This is a genomic window from Exiguobacterium sp. s80 (genome assembly GCF_018618725.1).
Taxonomy (GTDB): domain Bacteria; phylum Bacillota; class Bacilli; order Exiguobacteriales; family Exiguobacteriaceae; genus Exiguobacterium_A; species Exiguobacterium_A oxidotolerans.
The window spans coordinates 140626-161249 of sequence record NZ_JACSMP010000005.1 but is presented as its reverse complement, the minus strand read 5'-3'; the positions used below and the strand labels follow the sequence as shown (position 1 = coordinate 161249).

The following is a 20624-nucleotide window of genomic DNA, read 5'->3' as shown; positions in this document are numbered from 1 at the left end:
TTATTGATTTCCTTCCCGCCTCAAATCCCATCATTCCTTTACATTTGTTATTGAAACTTAATATTTTCCAAGTTGAATCATTATCTGATCCTTGTTATAGTTGTTTTTATATCATCTGTGAAAAACATCACTTTTAGTGAAACTTTTTAACCCTTGATTCGTAAAATATAAAAGAAAAAAGAAAGGAAGGATCGTATGGATAAATCGTATTTTGAAGGACATCAAGAACTGATTGCTTGCGTCTATCGCTCGTTTATCGACCAATTTCATGAGTTGCCAGAGCGGCGACGAACAAAACGTCAACTGCGAAACCTTGCATTTTCTGTCATCCGTCAAGCAGGTCCGACCTATCAAGAGCGAACGGTGTTGTATGAATTTTTCGCCGAGTTTTTCAGAGCAGTAGAAGAGGGACAACATGAAAAAATTGAATTCTATAAACAAATCGCACAGTAAAGACCCCAGACGGCTCCGGCAGAAGGGGTCTTTGTTGTTTTATGAAATAAAAAAATCCAAAAACCCACCGGAATGGATTTTTGGATTCCATATGTTACTTACTTAACTTCCATCCATTTAAAGCTCATGTCAGCACCAAATGGGTGGCGGTATAATTTGTCGATGTTAGCCCGTTGCAAGTAAGCTTCACCTTTTTGATAGATTGGAGCAATTGCATAATCTTCTGCGAGAAGCATTTTTTCAGCTTCTTGAAGATCTGACCAACGTTTTGCTTCATCTGTTTCTTTCTTCGCATCTTTAACAAGTTGATCAAACTCTTTATTCGAGTAGTTCATCCGGTTAAAGCTTCCGTCCGTTAACCACATGTCGAGGAACGTCATTGGATCCTGGTAGTCAGGACCCCAGCCGGCAGCGGAGATGTCATAGTCACCTTTTGACTCAAGATCAAGGAAGTTTTTGAACGGTTGTTGCTTGATTTTGACCGTCAAGCCAGGCAAGTTCTTCTCGAGATCACCTTTTAAGAATTCAGATACCTTTTTGAAGGCATCCTCATCTCGTGAAAGCATATCGAGTTCAACTGTTTTAACACCTAACTCTTTTAGACCGGCCTCCCAGGCTTTTTTCGCCTCTGCAGCGTCAAAGCTTTGAAGGTCTGGGTATTTCGCACGGAAGTCTTCGCCGTCCGGTGTGAACGTGAAATCTTTTGCGACGATGAAGTTCGCAGGTTCTGATCCATCGTTCAGGATGACATCTGTGATGCCTTGCTTCTCGAAACCAAGTGCAAGGGCTTTACGGATGTTCTCATTTTGAAGTGCTTTATTTTTCTGGTTGAAGCGTAAGAAATTGATTCGTGCGTCTGGACGTGTTTTGTAGTCTTCTGACTGTTCGTATTGTGAAACGAATTCAGAAGTGATCGGTGCGAAATCAACTTCTTTTGACTCGAATAAGTTGACGCCGGTCGAGATTTCTTTTACGACCTTCACATCGATTTTATCCATTTTGACGTTTGCTTTGTCCCAGTAATCTGGATTCTTTTTGTATGTCCATCCGGCGTTCGATTGCCAATCTGACAAGATAAAAGGTCCATTGAAGTTCATCGATTCAACATTCATCGCGAATTTGTCGCCTTTTTCTTCGACGAATGATTGCTTAAGTGGTAAGTACGTAGGGAAACTCGTCAAACCAAGGAAATACGGTGCAGGTGCTTCGAGCTGAACTTCGAGTGTTTGTTCGTTGATTTTTTTGACGCCGAGTTCGTCGAGTTCTGCTTCACCCGCCATGATTTTATTGGCATTTTTCAAATCCTGTAAGATGTACGCATATTCAGCGCCTGTTTTCGGATCAAGTGCACGTTTCCATGAGTAAATGAAATCATCCGCTGTGACCGATGATCCATCCGACCATTTTGCATCTTTGCGTAGTTTGAAGGTATATGTTTGTTTATCATCGGATACTTCAACACTTTCAGCCATCCCAGGCGTTGGTTTATTTTCACCATCCAGACGATAAAGGCCTTCGAATACGTTGTTTGTCACGATGATTGATGTCGAGTCCGTCGTTTTCGTTGGATCGAGTTGTGGGACATCCGTTGTAGAGATAAATGTCACTTCTTGTTTTTTGTTACCATCTGATGACGAGCTACCGTTCGATTCATTATCCTGACCACAAGCTGCTACTGCGAGTAGCGCCATGCTCGATAAGCCAGCAAAGGCGATTTTAGTCTGTTTCTTCATGTGAAAAATGACCCCCCGATTAATTTAAAATAATTTCAGAAAAGTTTGAACATAATGTAAATTTAAGTGAAAATGGATGAAAATGCAACATAAATTTTCTGATAATTCTCACTGATCAAGGTCTATTTGCCCAATTCCGAGCGATTTCAAGTAGTCATAAAGTATGAAAATCGTGACACGGTGAGGCGAGTACATCCGCAATGTCAATTGCTGTGGCGTGCCGCGTAAACGAATATTCGTAATCCGGACCCCTTGTTGTTCGAGCGCTTTTTTAACCGTTTCTGCATCGAGTGTTTCCGGTAAAGTCAAATGAGCGACGATGACGTTTGCTTCAAACCGGCTGTTGTTGAATCGTTTCATGATCCAGGTGATACTTTCGAGCGAAACGAATAGAAAAAGTACGAGAAAGCTTGACTCAATAATGAATCCTGCACCGACGGCAATCCCGATGCCGCTCGCTGCCCAGATAATTGCTGCTGTCGTCAAACCACTGACGATATCATGTGGACGTCGGAGGATGACGCCGGCTCCGATGAATCCAATTCCGGCGACGATTTGGGCGACGATTCGCATCGGATCCATCTGGACATGAGAAGCAATGTTTTCATAAAAAATAACGGAGTTGATTGAAACGATGGTTAACAGGCAACTGATCAGGGTAATTACGAGGCTAGTACGTATACCAACTGGCTTGTTTTTGACTTCACGTTCGAATCCGATAATGATTCCAAATGTTGCGGCAATCATTAATTTATATAAGTCCTCTAGTTGGAACGAATGCACCCATGCCATCATCATCAAATCCTTTCTTTACATTGAAGTGGGTTTTGTTATAATGAACTTTGTGTCTTCGAATGAATATACGTTTAATATGAATAGATATACAGATTTGGAGGAAGTGTTTACATCATGAATCAACAAAAGATTGGTTTTTTTGCATTAGCAGCAATGGTCATCGGTTCGATGGTTGGAGGGGGAGCCTTTAACCTGCCAGGAGCGATGGCTCAAAAAGCAAGTGCTGGTCCGATTTTAATCGGTTGGAGCATTACAGGGCTCGGTATGATTATGTTGGCATTAGTTTTTCAGCACTTGGCGAATAGTAAGCCGGAGCTTGAAGGTGGTATTTATGCGTATGCACGAGAAGGCTTCGGTCGTTTCGTTGGTTTCAATAGCGCTTGGGGGTACTGGGTATCCGCCTGGATCGGTACCGTTGCGAATATCACGTTAGTCTTTAATGCACTCAGTTATTTCTTCCCGATTTTTTCAGCGGAAAATCGACTATTTTTATTGATGATGAGTGTCGTCGTCGTGTGGGGACTGTTTTGGATTGTCTCGAGTGGGATTAAAGAAGCAACACTCGTTAACTTGATTACGACAATCGCTAAGCTTGTCCCCATCCTAATCTTCATTCTGCTCGTTGGGATTGCGTTTAATGTACGCACGTTCAATCTTAATTTTTGGGGAGAGGGAACGGAGCTTGGATCGATTTTTGAACAAGTGAAGGGAACGATGCTTGTCACGCTTTGGGCATTCGTCGGGATTGAGGGAGCCGTCGTCTTATCGTCACGTGCGAACAAGCGGAGTGATGTCGGTAAGGCGACCGTGACAGGTCTCGTCGGCGTACTCGTCATTTACATCTTGATTTCAGTGTTATCACTCGGTGTCCTGACGCAAGAGCAACTAGCCGGATTAAATGAACCGACAATGGCGTATGTTTTGGAAGCCGCAATCGGACCGGTCGGTGCAACCATCATCATGATTGGATTAATTATCTCGTTGTCTGGTGCTTTGCTCGGTTGGACGATTTTAGCTTCAGAGATTTCCTATCTTGTCGCAAAAGATGGAGCTTTTCCAAAAGTGTTCGCGAAGACGAACCGGAACGGAGCACCCGTCGGCGCATTGCTTATCACACAAATTGCGACACAACTCGTTGCGGCGATTGCTTTGTTCTCGGCCCAAACGTATCTTGTTTTATCGAGTATTGCCGGGATCTGTGCACTTTTACCGTACTTGTTGTCGGCGATCTATAGCGTTCGTTTCTCTAAGGCGGAACGCAATACGAAGATGTTGATTTTCTCTATTATTGCTTCCTTCTATTCGATTTGGCTCGTGTATGCGTCGGGTATTTGGTACATCGTCATTGCAGCATTGGTTTATGCTCCGGGTATCATTGCCTACTCGTTAGCAGAACGTGAGCAAAAACGTAGTGGCATGTCACGTTACGAGATGATCGCGAGCGGTGTGCTCGTAATTTTAGCAGGGATCGCCATTTATGGTATGATCGCTGGTCAAATCCAGTTGTAATCGTAAAAAAAGGGCTGACTATTGAGTCAGCCCTTCCGACTGTAGACAACGTGCTATCGGGAGATCAAGCATCTTTTTTCGTTGCTTTCCTCGGGCGAGGCGCAAGCCGTTGCTCCTTGGATCCTAGCGGACAACGAGCAGGGTCTTGCCTGCCTCTGAACGTGCGTCAAAAACGCATTTTTCCCCATAGGAGTCAACGAAACGTGACGCTTTTTAGATAACACCGTGACGGAAAGCCGGGCATGGAGACGGTTTAGAGCGCGAAAGATTGCCGCTTTGAAGACGAGGCGAGACAGGGAAGCGCGAACGGATTGCATCTCGATACCGCATGTTTGCGCTTCTTAATAATTTGTCTACACGCTGAAGGGCTGACTTTTGAGTCAGCCCTTTTTGTATTGTTAAACAAGCGATATCAGCTAGTTGAGGAATTAAATCGTTTGTCGACCTCGTCGACGGATAAAGGTTTTGCGAAGATGAATCCTTGCATCTGTTGACATGATGTTGTTTTTAGATACGCTTCAGCGCTGGAAGTTTCGACTCCTTCCGCAACTAAATTAAGGTTCAAATTCCGACCTAGTTGAATAATGGAATCTAATAATCCTACATTTCCAACGTCAATCCCATCAATAAAAGTTTTATCGATTTTGAGTTCATCAATTGGAAAAGCACTTAAATATTGAAGTGAAGAATAACCTGTTCCGAAATCATCGATGGACAGGCGGAAACCGAGTGACTTGATCAATTGCATCCGTTCGAGTGTTCGCTGCGTTTGTAGGATAGCGATGTTTTCTGTCATCTCAAGCGTCACTGAGCGAGGCGAGATTATTTTATTTGAAATCAAGTGTTGGAGCGTCCGGATAAAGGAATCGCTTTGGAACTGGTGGGGGGAAATGTTGATGGCCATCGTCAGCTTAGGATCAATCGTCTGTTGCCACTTGGCTAGTTGTTCGCACGCCTCGAGTACGACCCAGTTATTGATGGGTGTGATGAGTGCTACTTCTTCGGCAAGCGGAATGAACTCAGCCGGCGGAATACTTCCGAGTGCTGTATGATTCCAACGCAGCAATGCCTCGAAGCCATTCACACGTCTCGTTTTCAAGTTGATGATTGGCTGATAAGCGAGTGAGAACGCGCCATCTTCCAAAGCTGTAAATAAAGAACGTTCAAGCTGTACTTTTCGTGTAAATTGTTGATCCATTTCATGTGTTAAATATTGAATCGTTCCTGTTCCGACAGCTTTTCCTGAGTATAGTGCCATTTCTGATCGCCGGAATAAATCTTCGAGTGAACTGGCCTCTGACGGATAGAGCGTGATTCCGAACGTACAGGAGATGATTAATGAATGACCATTAATGTAGTAAGGGCGTTGAATGACTTGTTGGAGCTTACGGACGAGTTGGAACAACATATTTCTGTCGGAAGCGGGAATGAGTAGACCGAATAAATAACTCATTGGATGAAAGGTTAAGGTACCTTCTGTCTGCTGTGAGAGACGAATGGCTAATGCTTGTAAAAGTTGATCACCGATGTGCGTTCCGAACGAATCATTGATGACTTTGAAACGATCGATATCAAATAAGATTAAAGCGAGCGGCTGAGTGGGTGAAGCGTGATTGAACATTGTTGCACCTTCTCTTAAAAATCCACGTCGATTGAGTAAGTGCGTCATTTCGTTATGGTGGACTAGAAAATCAAGTTCCTCTTCAAGACGCGTTGTTTCGGTCACATCAGTCCCGATAAATAGGTGTTGGAACCGGACACCGGCCGCATCATAAATCGGAATAAGTGTCGCTTGGAGAAACTTTTTTTCGGACGATGACGTTTCAATCGGTACTTTTCCGGACCAGGCTTTTTTTTGTTTAATTTGCGAGCGGATGGTCATCAATACTTCGTTTTCGGCTGCACTGAGCAACTGCGTCCAAGGGCGCTTGATTAGCTGATTCGGACAAAAACCTGTGAAATCGACCATGTTGGCGTTCGCATAAGCGATAGTGCCCCGTGCATCCAAAACGAGGACACAGGCGATTTGATCAAACGCATAGCGTAAGTCCATCAATCCTTGAAAGAGCGGTTTCGTACCAGAATGTTGAGCGGTTGAAGGAAGACTACAAAAAGAAGCACCTATGACGTATTCATCGCTATCGTCAAACAGTGGTGTGATCAACATTGTCGAGGTCATGCTTGTACCTGTTTTGTGTAAAAAATACGTGTTCGGAAGTTGAATGGCCTGACGACGTTCTAAAAATGATTTCCAAATCTGTTCACTAAAAGCAACGTCTTCCGGATTTAATAACGGAAGTGTTCGACCTAACACTTCATCTGCAGACCATCCCCAATAGTCTTCAGCCGAAGGGTTCCAGATACGAACGGTTAAATCCAGATTTAAGATGAAGGCAGGTAAGGGGAACTTACTCATGACGACTTCATAGGAATCAATGGTCGAACGGTCCATTACATGCACACACTCCTTGTTACGCAAATTGATAGTTCAGTTGTCTTGTCTATTCCCAATATATTCAATCAACATGCAGATAAACCCTCTTAGATGTTTAATTTTTGTATGAAGATTATTTTGAGGAATCTGTTATAATCGATTTGAAAGCGTTTTCTAAAGAGTCAAAGGGGGACTATTTATGAATCAAACAGAAAAAATCATTCAACAGACAGAGCAGTTCGGGGCACATAACTATCATCCACTTCCAATCGTCATTTCAGAAGCGGAAGGCGTCTTCGTCAAAGATCCGGAAGGACGTCAGTATATGGATATGCTCAGTGCTTACTCAGCCGTCAATCAAGGGCATCGTCATCCTAAAATCATCGAAGCTTTAAAACGCCAGGCTGATAAGATTACGTTGACGTCACGTGCGTTCCATAATGATCAGTTAGGTTTCTTCTATGAAAAAGTAGCGAAGTTGACGAATAAAGATATGGTTCTACCAATGAACACCGGTGCAGAAGCCGTCGAAACAGCAGTGAAAGCTGCACGACGTTGGGCGTATGAAGTAAAACGGGTTCCGGGCGACGCTGAGATTATCGTGTGCGAAGGAAACTTCCATGGGCGGACGATGACTGCTGTTTCCATGTCGACGGAAGCAGAATACCAACGTGGTTTTGGACCACTGTTACCTGGAATCAAAACGATTCCCTATGGTGACCTGGAAGCCTTAAAAGGTGCAATCACTGAAAATACGGCAGCTTTCATCGTTGAGCCGATTCAAGGGGAAGCGGGAATCTTGATTCCGTACGAAGGGTTCTTAAAAGACGCCCAAGCTGTCTGTAAAGAGCAGAACGTCCTGCTCGTGGCTGACGAAATCCAATCAGGTCTCGGACGTTCAGGCAAGTGGTTTGCTTCGGATTGGGACGAAGTGACGCCAGACATGTATATTCTCGGAAAAGCATTAGGGGGCGGAGTATTCCCGATTTCATGTGTCGCGGCAAATCGGGACGTACTGAATGTCTTTAATCCAGGCTCGCATGGCTCAACGTTTGGTGGAAATCCATTAGCATGTGCCGTTTCAGTTGCTTCGCTTGAAGTACTTGAAGATGAGAAGTTACCTGAGCGGTCGCTCGAACTCGGAACGTATTTCATGGAGAAACTAAAACAAATTAAAAATCCAATCATTAAAGAAGTCCGCGGACGCGGTCTTTTCATCGGGGTTGAGTTGACAGAAGCGGCTCGTCCATATTGTGAAGCATTAAAAGAAAAAGGTTTGCTCTGTAAAGAAACGCATGAGACGGTCATTCGTTTTGCACCGCCACTCGTCATCACGAAAGAAGAGCTCGACTGGGCCTTTGAACGAATCGAACAAGTATTAGGCGCTTCAGTAACGCAATAATGGAGGGATCAAGACTTCCCAGTCGATAATGACGGGAAGTCTTTTTCTTTTTTATGTTTGATTCTTTTAGAGGTGGGAAAATACTATTATTCGCATAAAAAATAGGGGGTAATGAATATGTCAGATAACAGTGGTTTGAATAAAAAGCTCGATGGTGCAGTCGATAAAGCAGCAGGTAAAGCAAAAGAGGCACTTGGTAAAGCAACAGGGGATAAATCAACAGAACGTGATGGGAAGAAAGATCAACTAAAAGGCGGCGCGAAAAAGACAGTCGGAAATGTCCAGCAAGATCTTGAGGATACGAATCGTCATTAATGCATGGCTGAAAGTACCCGAACGTTCGGGTACTTTTTTTATGAATAAATTTGTATAAAGGTCTAGTCATTTAGATGTTTATATGAAATAATAACAGTTGTAAAAGCGTTTTCATTGTTCTATCACAAATCATTATTTACTTAAGAAAGGATGAAGTGTATGTTGCAATTTCTTCAACGGATTGGTAAAGCCTTAATGTTACCAATCGCCGTATTACCAGCCGCAGGGATTGTCTTACGACTCGGATCGGCAGACATGCTGGATATCCCATTGATGGTTGCAGCGGGAGGGGCAATTTTTGATAACCTGCCGCTCATCTTCGCTATTGGTGTCGCAATCGGACTTTCGATTGATGCCAGCGGGGCAGCCGGATTAGCTGGGGCAGTTGGTTATCTCGTTTTAAAAAATGGTGTTGATTCAATGAACAAAGATTATTCCAACGCCCAAATTCAAGCGAAGTATGATGCGATAGCGGCCATTGTCAATGACTCTTCGACGAAAGCTGACGGTGCGACCTTGAGTGCGATTGCGAATCAGGCGAGTCTCGGTTCGATGGTCAATATGGCTGTATTTGGCGGAATCATTGCCGGAATTACAGCTGGGTTGCTTTACAATCGTTTTTATAACATTAAACTTCCAGATTGGTTAGCATTCTTTGGTGGGAGACGGTTCGTTCCGATCATCACCTCTGCTGTCATGCTCGTTTTAGCTTTTATCTTTGGTTACTTATGGCCGTTCATCGAAGATGGGATCAATGGTGCAGGAGAATGGATGGTCAGCCTCGGAGCAGGCGGTGCCGCACTGTTTGGATTCTTCAACCGTCTCTTGATTCCTGTCGGTCTTCATCATGTCTTAAACAATATTTTTTGGTTCGTCTTCGGGTCGTATGAAAAAGCAGACGGGACGATCGTCAATGGAGACATTGCCCGTTTCTTTGCCGGAGATCCGACAGCGGGTATCTATCAGGCTGGTTTCTTCCCGATTATGATGTTTGCGCTACCGGCAGCTGCTGCTGCAATGGTGATGGCAGCACGAAAAGAAAATCGAAAAGCTGTTGCCGGAGCGATGATCGGTTTAGGATTGACTTCTTTCCTAACGGGGATTACAGAGCCGATTGAATTTTCATTCATGTTCCTTTCACCCGTCTTGTATGTCATGCATGCTGTTTTGACAGGTCTTTCGATGGCCGTCGTCAATTTAATCGGAGTATTGCATGGTTTCTCATTCTCGGCCGGTTTTATCGACTATGCCTTGAATTTTGGAATCGCTACAAAACCGTTGTTGCTGATTCCGGTTGGTCTCGCGTTCGCGGTCATCTATTACTTCCTGTTCTACTTCATGATTACGAAGTTTGATTTAAAAACACCAGGTCGTGAAGATGAATCGCTCGTAACAGACACGGGTATCGTAACAGGTGTTTCAGATGATAAGTATGAGCAACAAGCAGCAAAAATCTTTGCAGGTCTACAAGGTACGGAAAATGTGACGGCGATTGATAATTGTGCAACACGTTTACGTTTACAAGTCAAAGATACAAGTGTAATTGATGAAGCAGCGATTAAAGCCGCTGGTGCAAAAGGTGTCATGAAGATGGGGGCGACAAACGTCCAAATCATCATCGGGACAGATGTTGAATTCGTCGCGGATGCCATGAAACGTCAAAAATAAGTAAACAAAAGACCATCGCTCATGAGCGATGGTCTTTTGTTTTGAAGGGAGGTACACTTTTAAGAAAAGTCACGTTGATTGTGCGACGCAGTGACTGTTTTTTGTTTTGGGGCGTGGGCATAAATCGGATAAAAAATACCGACTAAGATGATGATGATACCAATCCATTGCGAGCCCATTAAATGTTCGCCTAAAATGAGCACAGAACAGATAACTGCTGTTGGGAGCTCGGCAGCCCCGAGCAATGAGACGCTGGCAGGACTGAGATGTGGTGCACCTGCAGCAAATAAAAGTGGTGGTAAAATCAAAGCGAATAAGCCGAGTGGAAGGGCATAAAGCAACATTCCATTCTCAAAATTTGTTTCGCTCAAGAAAGTAGTAGGTGGATACATAATCATGACGAAAAGTAACCCACCTGTCATCATATAAAAGCTCTTTTTGATGACAGGAAGATGATTTGCGACACGTCCGCTCGCGAGTAAAAAGATGGAGAAGCTGACCGCTGCTCCTAATCCGAACAACGTTCCGCGGAAGTCAAGCGAACTCGTGTAAGCAGCACTTGCCAAAATGGCTCCGCCAATCAAGAGGATTGCTGACAAGAAGTGTGCCCGTGAAGGTAAGCGTTTCGAAATGATTGAATCGATAACAACACCAATCCACGTAAATTGGAACAATAAGATGATTGCGACGGAAGCAGATATTGTCTGCAGGCTCTGATAGTAAAGGTAACCTGTCGTCCCACTGGAGATGCCGATAATGACCAGTTTCATAGCGGTCGTAGGTGCGAGACGTAGATTTTTTGTAAATAGCGCAAGGATGAAAATCATGAGCCATCCGAAGAGAAACTGACTTCCTGAAACTGTAGCAGAGTCGAAGCCGGCAGCATATGCTAGTTTGACAATCGTTGAAAGGACACCGTAACTGATAGCGCCGATTAAAACGAAAAGTGTTGCTTTTGATCGATTCATTTAGTTGCCTCCATGTTTTAGAACGCACAAAAAAGGTTGCAACAGGGCCTTGTCCAGGTTTTTTGGACAGGGTTTGGTTGCAACCTGTGTGAGTTATTTAATGTTGAGACCTACCTCTTTGTAAAAGGCGGGTTTTAATTCATTGTAGCGAGCAGTTAAACGATTAAAATCGTTTAACGTAGCTGTAGCCTGACGCGTAGTACGATTTAAGTCGGCTGTTGCTTCATCAATCTTAACGAAGTTCGGTTTCTCGGTCAAGTAGGAGAGTAATTTTTCCTCCGCGTTCATTGAAGCGGTATACTGCTTAACGAACGTAGTAAATGCTTGTTCACGCTGTTCGATGACTTCAATCACGCGAGATCCTTCACGTTTCGGTCCGGTTTCGAGTTCTGCGACGTAATCTTTTAATTCTTGCATATCTAACTTGGCGAAAGCCTCTCGGCGCAACGATTGTTCTTGTTCAAGCAAAGAGGATCGTTCTTCGTTTAAAGCCATTAATTCCTCACGTTCATTTTGTGACCGCTTGATTTCCTCGGCTCCTGCATCGAGAACTGCTTGGTACGTGTTAACGGAAATTTCATCTTTTCTACTTCTAGACTCTGCGAGCGTGGTCGCGTCTTGTTCGTATGTTGCGTGCTCCTCGAGTTTGTCATAAAAGTCCATAGAGGAATCTGTTGAACAACCACTTAAAAGTAACGCAGCACAACTCGAGAGAAAAGTGAGAGACAGGTATATTTTTTTCATGAACGAAACTCCTTATAGATTGGATTGCTGAACAAAATTAAACGGAATATGGAAGTCTTCATCATAAATCGAAAACTGATAGCCTTTTTTCTTTAAACCGGCAACGATTGCCGGAAGTGCGCGTAACGTTTGTGGTTGTTCATGTAATAAAATAATTTCGAAGGGATCTTCTGCCCGGTCGATGACAGTTTTTGCGACTTCTTTTGCACTGTCTTTGTAATACCAATCCATCGAATCAATCGACCAGTCCCAGACACGTAGATTCGCAGACGCCACATCATTCGCAATCGTTTTTGAAATACCGGGAGACGAGCCATACGGAGGACGCGTCAGAAGAGGCGAATGTCCCGTTAACTGATTAATCTTTTTTTGGACGCTCAGCATCTCTTTGACATATTGTTTTTTCTTATAGAGCGTTTCATAGTCATGGGTCTCACTATGCAAACCGATGTAATGTCCTGCTGTTGCGGTATCTTTTACAAACGTCGGCTGGGCGTCGATGTTGCTTCCGATGAAAAAGAAAGTAGCTTTGACTTGTTGTTGCGCCAGTTCATTTAAAATGTCTGTGGTTAAGGCGCTAGGACCATCCTCAAACGTTAAATAGGCGACTTTTTTTGTCACACCATTCCATTGATCGACCCGGGATTTTTCCATGTTAGCAACAGGGACTTGTCCGAGCGTTGTGACCGTTACAGTAGCGAGCTGTTGTTTCGGCTTGATGTATTGATAGGCGATGAATCCACCGACAGAAAGTAAAAGTAAGGTGAATAAAATCGATAGCTTGCGAAGAAATTTGTTCTTAGAATGTCGTTTTCGTGGTCCAAGACCAATCGGATTTCCAGTGTTGTATGAATCCATCGCTGTTATAGCTCCTTTGCAGAAAATCGTATAGGTTAACTGTAACATTTTGTCTGTTTCATTTGTAACAAACATGTTACAAAAAGATAACTGAGTAAGATTTTTCAAATTATGACTCAGTAAGTTAGATTAAAACAGATGATATTTGATTTAAATTAAATATGAAAAAGAGGACAAGCAGACCCGTTTGGATCTGTTTGTCCTCTTTGTTATAGCTCACTTATTGTTCAGTGACTGTGCAATCCGTACATTCGGACTGGTAAGATTCGCATTGTTCATCCATCTCTTTTCCACAGGTAGCACAAGTTTTTGCAGGGAGTTGACGATAAAATTCAGCAGATGTCTCTTGGTAAAGTGGCTGTTCCATTTGTATCTCCTCCTAATGGCAATCAATGTGTATACAACGTTGTTTATATAATCTTATTGTATTAGTACAGATGATTAAAGTCAATAATTGTTTTATAACAGATGAAGTTAAGTAAGTCTTGTCATATGACAGTCGAGAAACAGGATGATACGATATCAAAGTAAATTAGATACTATTAAGGGGGATTACATCATGAACCAAACTTTTTCAGAAACACTGCAAACATTGAATGAACGACGTTCTGTTCGTCATTATGATGCGTCATTTACATTAACTGAAACGGAAGTAAAAGAATTAATCGAATTAACAACAGCTGCACCAAGTGCTTGGAACTTACAACATTGGCATTTTATCGCCTTCCACTCAGAAGAAGCGAAACAACAGCTCGCACCGATTGCCTACAATCAACCAGCCATCACGTCTTCTTCAGTCGTCATCGCCGTGCTGGGTGATACGCAGGCAAACCGTAATTACAATCCGGTCTACGGACCAGCTGTCGAAGCGGGCGGCATGACGGAAGAGTTATTTGACTCGATCAAAGGGCAAGTAGAAGGTGCCTACCAAAGTGCTGCATACGGCCGTGACGCGGCAATGTCGAATGCCAGCTTAGCTGCGATGCAGTTGATGCTCGTGGCAGAAGCGAAAGGGCTCTCGACGCTTGCGATGGGCGGTTTCGATCATCAAGTATTCGCCGATACGTTCATTACGGAAGAGCGTTTTGTACCTGTTATGTTGATTGCTGTCGGTAAAGCCGTTGAAAATGCGAAAAAACGCCCGGCACTTCGCTTACCAGTCGATCAAGTGACAACAATATTATAAAAACAAGGGGCTGACTCAAAAGTAAACATGTGCCACACCCATCTTGTTTAAAAGGAATCACTTGCTTCACGCGACGCTTGCAAAAAAAGCGCGTAAAAAGAAAGGTGATTTCTTTTTGAGTCAGCTCGACTGTTTTTTTATGAAAAAATTATTTTTTTTACGGAAACTACTTGCCAGCTGTTTAGTTTCTTGCTATATTAATAAATGTCCTAGCAAGTACATAACGTACTGCATCATGATTCTGTAGCTCAGCTGGGAGAGCGCTACCTTGACAGGGTAGAGGTCGCTGGTTCGAGCCCAGTCAGAATCATACTAAAAGTCCCGTTCATCATTTGATGAACGGGACTTTTTTAGTTTATTCGTTCGTTTGAAGTTCGTCTTCTGTCACCCACTTGTGATTTTTGACAGTGTCGCGGCCCGTCGTCGGTTTAAAGTCGACCATGTAAACGGTTGTTTGTTCAGCGCTGTCGATTGTTGCTTTGGCACCATTCATACCAGTCATATGGTCAGCATCAATTGTCGTCGTGTCACCTTTTTTAAGTGGAGAAGAGGGGACTGGTGTTAACTCTTCCTGGACGACCCATTTATGATTGGTCACTTTCTTTCCGCCATCTGTTGGTGTAAAGCTCACGGCATAAACGGTCGTATCAAATGCACCGGCAATTGTCGCTTCCGCTCCATCCATTCCTTTCATATGCTTCGACGACATGATTGCTGTTGAGCCGACCTCGAATTTAGGATTGGTTGCTTTTTTAATGCCCTCCGGTAAATCCCCGTCACTCGAATGCATCATCCCTTCATGTGAATCATCTTGCATTTCACTCTGCATATCGTCTTGATTTGATTCTTTAGATTGATCATTCCCGCATGCACCAAGCAATAAGGCCGTCGATAATGTGAGGCTTGCTACGATTGTTTTCTTCATTTTAAATTCCCCCTGTATAATGTGATGACACGATTACTTTACCCATTATTCGTGCAGAAACCGTGCAGAAAGCGTGACATTTCTGCATCCTGTACCGTTCAGTTGGAGTCTAAAATCAATTGATGTTTATAATGAACAAGAAGAGCATGGTATAAGGAGGGATGACTTGAAACGCATATCGCACTATATCGGAGTCCTATTTTTGAGTGCTTTTTTAGTGACTGGAGGTATTTTGTTCGGTGCATTGTACTTGAATCTTGTCGAAGATCGTTCGGATGAAGTCATGTTAGGTCTGTTGAATCGGGGAGATACGCATCGTGATGTACTCGAGCAATCTTTTACGGAACAGACGATTCATCATGTCAATTTGATGGAATCGACGTCCGAGTTCACGGTTGTCGTGACCGATCAATATGGACAAATCAAAAGTACATCTGACCGACTGACGGATGAGATGCGACAAAAACTTGTCCATACCGACTTTACATACCAAAAAAACAGTCGGATTGTTAATCCATCCGAGACGAAAGGGCACTATTTGATGACAGATAGCCCGATCACTGTATCGGGAAAACATGTAGGTCATGTGTTCATGTTCGCCCAGGCAGATTTAGTACAACGAGTAGTTGATCCGTTAACCCGGCAATTTATACGAATGGGAATCGTCGCACTCGTCTTGACGGTCTTTGTTGTGTGGTTCTTTACGCGGGTGATTTCACGTCCTTTAATCGAAATGGAACGGGCGACGGCAGAACTTGGTAGAGGGAACTTGTCTGCTGATTTGCCGGTCGAACGGCAAGACGAACTAGGCGCGTTGGCACGTTCGATTACAAAACTTGCGAAAGATCTCGATCTTCTGAATCGAGAACGTACCGAATTTTTAGCAAATGTTTCCCATGAATTGAGAACACCGTTAACTTATATGAAAGGTTATGCGGATATCTTAAGCCGACCTGGTTTAACAGAATCTGAAAAAGCTTCGTATATTAAGATTATTCAAGAGGAAAGCACGCAGGTGACGGAATTAATTGAGCAACTTCTTCTATTAGCACGTTTAGATGAAAATGAATTCTTGATTAAACGGTTACCGGTATCACTTGAGCAACTCATTCCATCACTTGTCGAGAAAGTTCGTCCCGCGATTGAAGCGGAAGGATTAACACTAACGGTCATGGGTGACGCTGTAACGATTGAAGGAGATGACGTTCGTCTTGGTCAAGTCGTATTGAATCTTCTTGATAACGCACGGAAGTATACAGAAACCGGATCCATTGAAATCAATTATGGTAGAAATTCAGGTGGGCCCTTTTTTACGGTTCGAGATACGGGGATTGGGATAGAGGAAAATGAAATCAAGCGGGTCACAGAACGGTTGTACCGAAGTGAACCGTCGCGCTCTCGGAATCGTGGCGGATCAGGAATCGGTCTGGCGATTGCGAGTGCCATCGTCAAAGCGCATGGGGCTAGCTTAGAGATTAAAAGTCGAAAAAATCAAGGGACGACAGTAACTGTCCAATGGGAGGTGTAACAAAGATGGCACGGATATTGATCGTGGATGATGAAGCACGTATGCGGCAGTTGCTTCAGTTATATTTAAAGCCCTATGGACACACCTGTTTTTTAGCTGAATCAGCAGAAAAAGCCTTACAACTCGTTCAAACGGTTCCGATTGACTTAGCATTACTAGATGTCATGATGCCCGAAGTCGACGGTTGGAAATTATGTCAAACTATCCGGCAGTTCGCTGATTTTCCAATCATTATGGTGACAGCCCGAAATCAACGAGAAGATGTTTTGCGTGGTCACGAAGTCGGCGCAGATGACTATGTTTCAAAACCGATTCAAGAAGGAGAGTTGCTTGCTCGAATCGAATTGTTAATCGGGAAGTCTCGAAATGGAGAAATTAATTTTCATGGTCTTCAGTATAATTCTGCTGCCTATCGCTGTGAATACGAGGGGCAGCGAATTTCACTTACGAAAAAAGAATTTCAGTTACTCGGAAAACTCCTACATGCCAAGAACACGATCCTTTCGCGGGAACGTTTATTGGAATCTGTTTGGGGTTATGAAAACATGCTTGAACCTCGAACCGTCGATTCGCATATTCGACATGTCCGAGAAAAATTACGTGACGCGGAATTTCCGATTGATCGGTATTTAGAGACGGTTCGGGGAATCGGTTATCGGTTAACTGATTCCCCGGATTGGTCAACATAAGGGGGAATATCATGACGACTATCTATCTTGTGCGCCATGCGCATTCAACGTATTCAACCGATGAACGAAATCGTCCGTTATCGGCGAAAGGAAAGCAAGATGCCGAAGCATTAGTTTCAGTGTTTCAAAATATTGCAGTAGATCATGTGTATACGAGTCCATACAGGCGAGCACGTGAAACAGTTCAACCTTTAGCAGCAAATCGGGGGCTCGCTGTTAAGGAACAGTCAAATTTCGCGGAGCGAGTGCTCGCTCCGGGGGCCTTGGCTGATTTTCAAGAAGCAGTCCGTGTCGTTTGGGAACATCCGGATGATAATCCGTACGGTGGTGAGTCGAATCAAGTGGCGACAGAACGTGTCGTTGCGAGTACGATCGAGTTACTGCGGACACATCAAAAAGAGGTGCTTGTCATCGGAACACATGGAAACATCATGGCCTTATTGATGCAGCATTTTGATGCGCAGTATGACTATGCCTTTTGGCAAACGTTACCGATGCCAGCCGTGTACCGACTCGACTTTGAAGGGGAATGCTATAGCGGAAGTCGGCAAGTCACAAGGTGAACTAAAAGAGGCAGTGACTTCCGTGTACGTACCGGAAATCACTGCCTCTTTTGTATAGGGTCATACTTAAACGTTGACGGCGCCTTCATGTTTCTTAATCAAGTCTGCCGTCAGTTGGCCGGACAATGTGACCATCGGCACACCGCCACCTGGGTGCGTCGAACCACCGACGAAGTAAAGTCCCTCGTACAGGTCACTTTTCGAAGGGATTTTAAAGCCGCCGTTCTTTTTCCGATCTGCAGCGACACCGTAAATCGAACCGCCATTCGGTCCATAGAGTGATTGTAAGTCTTCCGGTGTAAAACGATATTCGAATTCAATCGAATCGCGTAAACCGTCTAGTCCCATCCGTTCAAGTTTGTCGAGGACGACTTCGCGATACGCATCCCAATCCGTTTTACCAGCGGGGTTTTTCGTAAGGGGAGGAACGTGCGTCAAAACGAATAGATTGTCTTTTCCTTCCGGTGCCTGTGAAGCGTCAGATTTCGACGAGACACCAACATAAATCGTTGGATCTTCAGGTGGTACACCATCCTTGAACATTTGTGCAAATTCGCGTTCTGGATTTTCCGAGAAGAAGAAATTATGATGTTTTAATGATTCGTATTCACGGTTGACTCCGAGTAACAAGACGAGACCAGACACAGAAGGAACAAACGAATCATTTAACTTTTTCGCTTGTTTGCCTGCTTTTTTGTCCGGAACAAGGTTTTGATAAGTCGGAATGACTTCGAGATTCGAGACGACGACATCAGCCGGGTAAAACGTACCGTCTTTTGCCTCGACACCGACTGCGCGTTTTCCTTCGACGACGACACGTTCGACCGGCGTGTTGACGTGAACAGTGACACGCAATTCGTCAAGCAATGCTTGCATCGCTTCAGCAATCTTGTACATACCGCCTTTGACGTAATAGATGCCAATTCCCATTTGGACATAAATCATTTGGTTGAAGACGGCAGGTGCTTCGTATGGATTGGAACCGACATACATCACCATGTAATTAAACAATTGCTCGAGATGTTTGTTATTCAAATGTTTTTTTGTTCCACTCGCAACTGTATTCAACGGATCCATCTTAAGTAACTCGGACATCGTATGGTATTTCTTTAAATCTTTTAAGTCTTCAAGACTATATTTATAAAAGCTATCTAAACACAGGTCATACATTTTTTTAGAGTAACCGAAGAGTTCAACAAAATCGGCTTGATCCGAAACTTTTTTAAATTCATCGAGCATGCCAGGTAAGTCACCTTTGACGTCGAGTTCTGTCCCGTCTTCGAAAAACGTCCGCCATTGAGGTTCGATCCGTTCAATTTCTAAGTAGTCTTCGAGGCGACGATGCACGCTTGAGAAAAGTTGTTCGAGGACCCAAGGCATCGTTAAGATAGAAGGACCTGTATCAAACGTAAATCCTTTCCCGCTTCGTTGATTCAACTTCCCACCGACATTGCCGTTCTGCTCGAGCATCGTGACGGCATAACCGTCTCCCGCGAGACGGATCGCTGCTGACATTCCTGCTAAACCTGCTCCGACAACCACTGCTTGTTTTTTCAATAGAATCACTTCTCCTTAGAATTTAATAAATGAAAGGAATCAAACGTTTTCGTGTCGTCGCCCATTGCGTATAAGCTGGACCAAAACCGGCTGTGAGTAACGTTTCTTCAATTCGAATCCGGTGGCGCAACATAAAGAACATCACAAGACCGGCAACAATCGTAACGATCCAATTAGCAAAAAATAACGGGAAACCGATCGTGATAAACAATAGTCCAGTATAAAGTGGGTGGCGTAATGTCCGATACGGTCCCGTACTGACAAGACGGTCACCCGTATTTACCGTAACGTGCCGCGTAAATTGGTTCTTTAGGTGGAGAATGCCCCAGTAACGTAAAAAGACTCCGCCTCCTAAACAACCTAGTCCGATAATTTGTCGAGGGAGACTTTCGTCTGTTCGACTGAATAGCAACGAGAAAATAATTGTGAGAGACAACGTTATGAAAATTAAGTAGAAACTACGTTGTTCTGCGTATGGAGATGATTCTTTTTGACGATTTCGAAAGAGAAACAATTCGAGTAGCCAAAACAGTGATACGAGGATGAAGGCATAATCTAAAATTGACATCACAGATTCGCCCCTTACATGATTCATTATTTAGAAAAAGCACGTACATGTTATTTTACCCAAAGTTATAGAATTTCAATCGTCTAAAGTCTGCTAAAAGGTTTCATATGGATATAAAAATGGTAAATACTTGATGTATGTTTCGTCGTTCAGTTGTATCGGTCCGTCTGGTATGAAAGAGGTGGAAGCTGTGGCTAAAAAAGATGAAAAGCATCATATCATTACGTTAACGTTTGAAGAAGAATCAACATCGTATCAAGTGTTCAGTGAACTGAAGAAGTATCATGCGAACGGGCAAGTGGATTTTGAGCAAGTCGCAATCATTAAACGAAGCGAGAATGGAGCATTTTCGTTTGAGGATGCCGTTGATTTAAGTGGTTCGAATAAAGCGTTTAAAGGTTCATTGATTGGGATGGCCGTAGGTATACTGGGTGGTCCGTTCGGGATTCTCCTCGGTTCGATGACTGGTATGCTGATTGGTGGATCAAAAGAATTGAAAGAAAACCAAGCGATTCAAGAGACGTTTAAACGGACGTTAGGGGTCATACCACCTGGGAAGACAGGAGTGATCGCGATTGGTGAGGAATTTGAACCATCAGTTTTGGATGGCCTAGTCGCAAAACATAACGGAACGATTGAACGGACAGATGAATACCTTGAAAAATAAAGAAGTGACGAGACAAAGTGCCGTGCTTTCTTCCACTCGCTTTCTACCGGCAAGACCGCTTC

20 protein-coding genes and 1 tRNA gene are annotated in these 20624 nt (G+C 43.7%); 11 read left to right on the top strand and 10 right to left on the bottom strand.

Annotation, left to right across the window (positions count from 1 at the left end):
• The first annotated feature begins 195 nt into the window (after positions 1–195).
• Positions 196–453 (top strand): hypothetical protein, encoded by a 258-nt coding sequence (locus KNP94_RS11035; protein ID WP_088836316.1) that lies wholly within the window; start codon positions 196–198, stop codon positions 451–453.
• Positions 454–551: 98 nt separating this feature from the next.
• Here the strand turns inward: KNP94_RS11035 and KNP94_RS11030 are convergent, their stop codons facing one another.
• Both KNP94_RS11030 and KNP94_RS11025 read right to left on the bottom strand, forming a co-directional pair.
• Positions 552–2186, bottom strand: a complete 1635-nt coding sequence (locus KNP94_RS11030; protein ID WP_215115644.1) for a peptide ABC transporter substrate-binding protein — start codon at positions 2184–2186, stop codon at positions 552–554.
• Positions 2187–2294: 108 nt separating this feature from the next.
• A complete protein-coding gene (locus tag KNP94_RS11025; protein WP_088838422.1) occupies positions 2295–2978 on the bottom strand; it encodes an MgtC/SapB family protein in 684 nt (227 codons plus the stop codon).
• Between the two features lie 114 nt (positions 2979–3092).
• On the opposite strand from KNP94_RS11025, the gene KNP94_RS11020 reads away from it, so the two are divergent.
• Positions 3093–4490: a basic amino acid/polyamine antiporter gene (locus tag KNP94_RS11020; protein WP_215115653.1), complete on the top strand. Its 1398-nt coding sequence runs from the start codon at positions 3093–3095 to the stop codon at positions 4488–4490.
• Positions 4491–4902: 412 nt separating this feature from the next.
• Here KNP94_RS11020 and KNP94_RS11015 read toward each other — a convergent pair whose 3' ends face one another.
• Positions 4903–6942, bottom strand: coding sequence for a sensor domain-containing protein (locus tag KNP94_RS11015; protein ID WP_215115643.1), 2040 nt, complete (start codon positions 6940–6942; stop codon positions 4903–4905).
• A gap of 181 nt (positions 6943–7123) precedes the next feature.
• Here KNP94_RS11015 and KNP94_RS11010 point away from each other — a divergent pair, with 181 nt between their 5' ends.
• The 3 genes from KNP94_RS11010 to nagE all read left to right on the top strand — a co-directional run bounded on the left by KNP94_RS11010 (position 7124) and on the right by nagE (position 10309).
• Complete coding sequence (locus KNP94_RS11010; RefSeq protein ID WP_214805415.1) at positions 7124–8326, top strand: ornithine--oxo-acid transaminase; 1203 nt, start codon at positions 7124–7126, stop codon at positions 8324–8326.
• A 117-nt stretch (positions 8327–8443) separates the two neighbouring features.
• Positions 8444–8641, top strand: coding sequence for a CsbD family protein (locus KNP94_RS11005; protein ID WP_088836321.1), 198 nt, complete (start codon positions 8444–8446; stop codon positions 8639–8641).
• A gap of 159 nt (positions 8642–8800) precedes the next feature.
• A complete protein-coding gene (gene nagE, locus KNP94_RS11000; protein ID WP_088836322.1) occupies positions 8801–10309 on the top strand; it encodes an N-acetylglucosamine-specific PTS transporter subunit IIBC in 1509 nt (502 codons plus the stop codon).
• Positions 10310–10368: 59 nt separating this feature from the next.
• Here the strand turns inward: nagE and KNP94_RS10995 are convergent, their stop codons facing one another.
• From KNP94_RS10995 to yhfH, 4 genes are all read right to left on the bottom strand, one after another.
• Positions 10369–11277, bottom strand: coding sequence for an EamA family transporter (locus KNP94_RS10995; RefSeq protein WP_029332642.1), 909 nt, complete (start codon positions 11275–11277; stop codon positions 10369–10371).
• A gap of 93 nt (positions 11278–11370) precedes the next feature.
• A complete protein-coding gene (locus KNP94_RS10990; protein ID WP_214802504.1) occupies positions 11371–12021 on the bottom strand; it encodes a YkyA family protein in 651 nt (216 codons plus the stop codon).
• A gap of 12 nt (positions 12022–12033) precedes the next feature.
• Complete coding sequence (locus KNP94_RS10985) at positions 12034–12879, bottom strand: polysaccharide deacetylase family protein (RefSeq protein WP_088836324.1); 846 nt, start codon at positions 12877–12879, stop codon at positions 12034–12036.
• Between the two features lie 220 nt (positions 12880–13099).
• A complete protein-coding gene (gene yhfH / locus KNP94_RS10980; RefSeq protein ID WP_084157661.1) occupies positions 13100–13246 on the bottom strand; it encodes a protein YhfH in 147 nt (48 codons plus the stop codon).
• Positions 13247–13438: 192 nt separating this feature from the next.
• On the opposite strand from yhfH, the gene KNP94_RS10975 reads away from it, so the two are divergent.
• Together KNP94_RS10975 and KNP94_RS10970 are read left to right on the top strand one after the other, a co-directional pair.
• Positions 13439–14065, top strand: coding sequence for a nitroreductase family protein (locus tag KNP94_RS10975; protein WP_088836325.1), 627 nt, complete (start codon positions 13439–13441; stop codon positions 14063–14065).
• A 237-nt stretch (positions 14066–14302) separates the two neighbouring features.
• Positions 14303–14375: transfer RNA gene (locus tag KNP94_RS10970), tRNA-Val, on the top strand.
• Between the two features lie 45 nt (positions 14376–14420).
• Here KNP94_RS10970 and KNP94_RS10965 read toward each other — a convergent pair.
• A complete protein-coding gene (locus KNP94_RS10965; protein WP_214802501.1) occupies positions 14421–14990 on the bottom strand; it encodes a YdhK family protein in 570 nt (189 codons plus the stop codon).
• Between the two features lie 166 nt (positions 14991–15156).
• On the opposite strand from KNP94_RS10965, the gene KNP94_RS10960 reads away from it, so the two are divergent.
• The 3 genes from KNP94_RS10960 to KNP94_RS10950 are packed head-to-tail and all read left to right on the top strand — an operon-like array spanning position 15157 to position 17770.
• Entirely contained in the window at positions 15157–16518 is a 1362-nt protein-coding gene (locus KNP94_RS10960) for a sensor histidine kinase (RefSeq protein ID WP_214766715.1), read from the top strand.
• A gap of 5 nt (positions 16519–16523) precedes the next feature.
• The gene (locus KNP94_RS10955) at positions 16524–17207 is read left to right on the top strand and encodes a response regulator transcription factor (protein WP_215115642.1); all 684 of its coding nucleotides are present in this window, start codon (positions 16524–16526) and stop codon (positions 17205–17207) included.
• 11 nt (positions 17208–17218) lie between these two features.
• Positions 17219–17770, top strand: coding sequence for a histidine phosphatase family protein (locus KNP94_RS10950; protein ID WP_214802496.1), 552 nt, complete (start codon positions 17219–17221; stop codon positions 17768–17770).
• A gap of 66 nt (positions 17771–17836) precedes the next feature.
• Here the strand turns inward: KNP94_RS10950 and KNP94_RS10945 are convergent, their stop codons facing one another.
• Positions 17837–19327 (bottom strand): phytoene desaturase family protein, encoded by a 1491-nt coding sequence (locus KNP94_RS10945; protein ID WP_088836330.1) that lies wholly within the window; start codon positions 19325–19327, stop codon positions 17837–17839.
• A gap of 22 nt (positions 19328–19349) precedes the next feature.
• Complete coding sequence (locus KNP94_RS10940) at positions 19350–19895, bottom strand: methyltransferase family protein (protein ID WP_088836331.1); 546 nt, start codon at positions 19893–19895, stop codon at positions 19350–19352.
• Positions 19896–20085: 190 nt separating this feature from the next.
• Here KNP94_RS10940 and KNP94_RS10935 point away from each other — a divergent pair, with 190 nt between their 5' ends.
• Positions 20086–20562, top strand: a complete 477-nt coding sequence (locus KNP94_RS10935) for a DUF456 domain-containing protein (protein ID WP_088836332.1) — start codon at positions 20086–20088, stop codon at positions 20560–20562.
• Positions 20563–20624 lie beyond the last annotated feature (62 nt).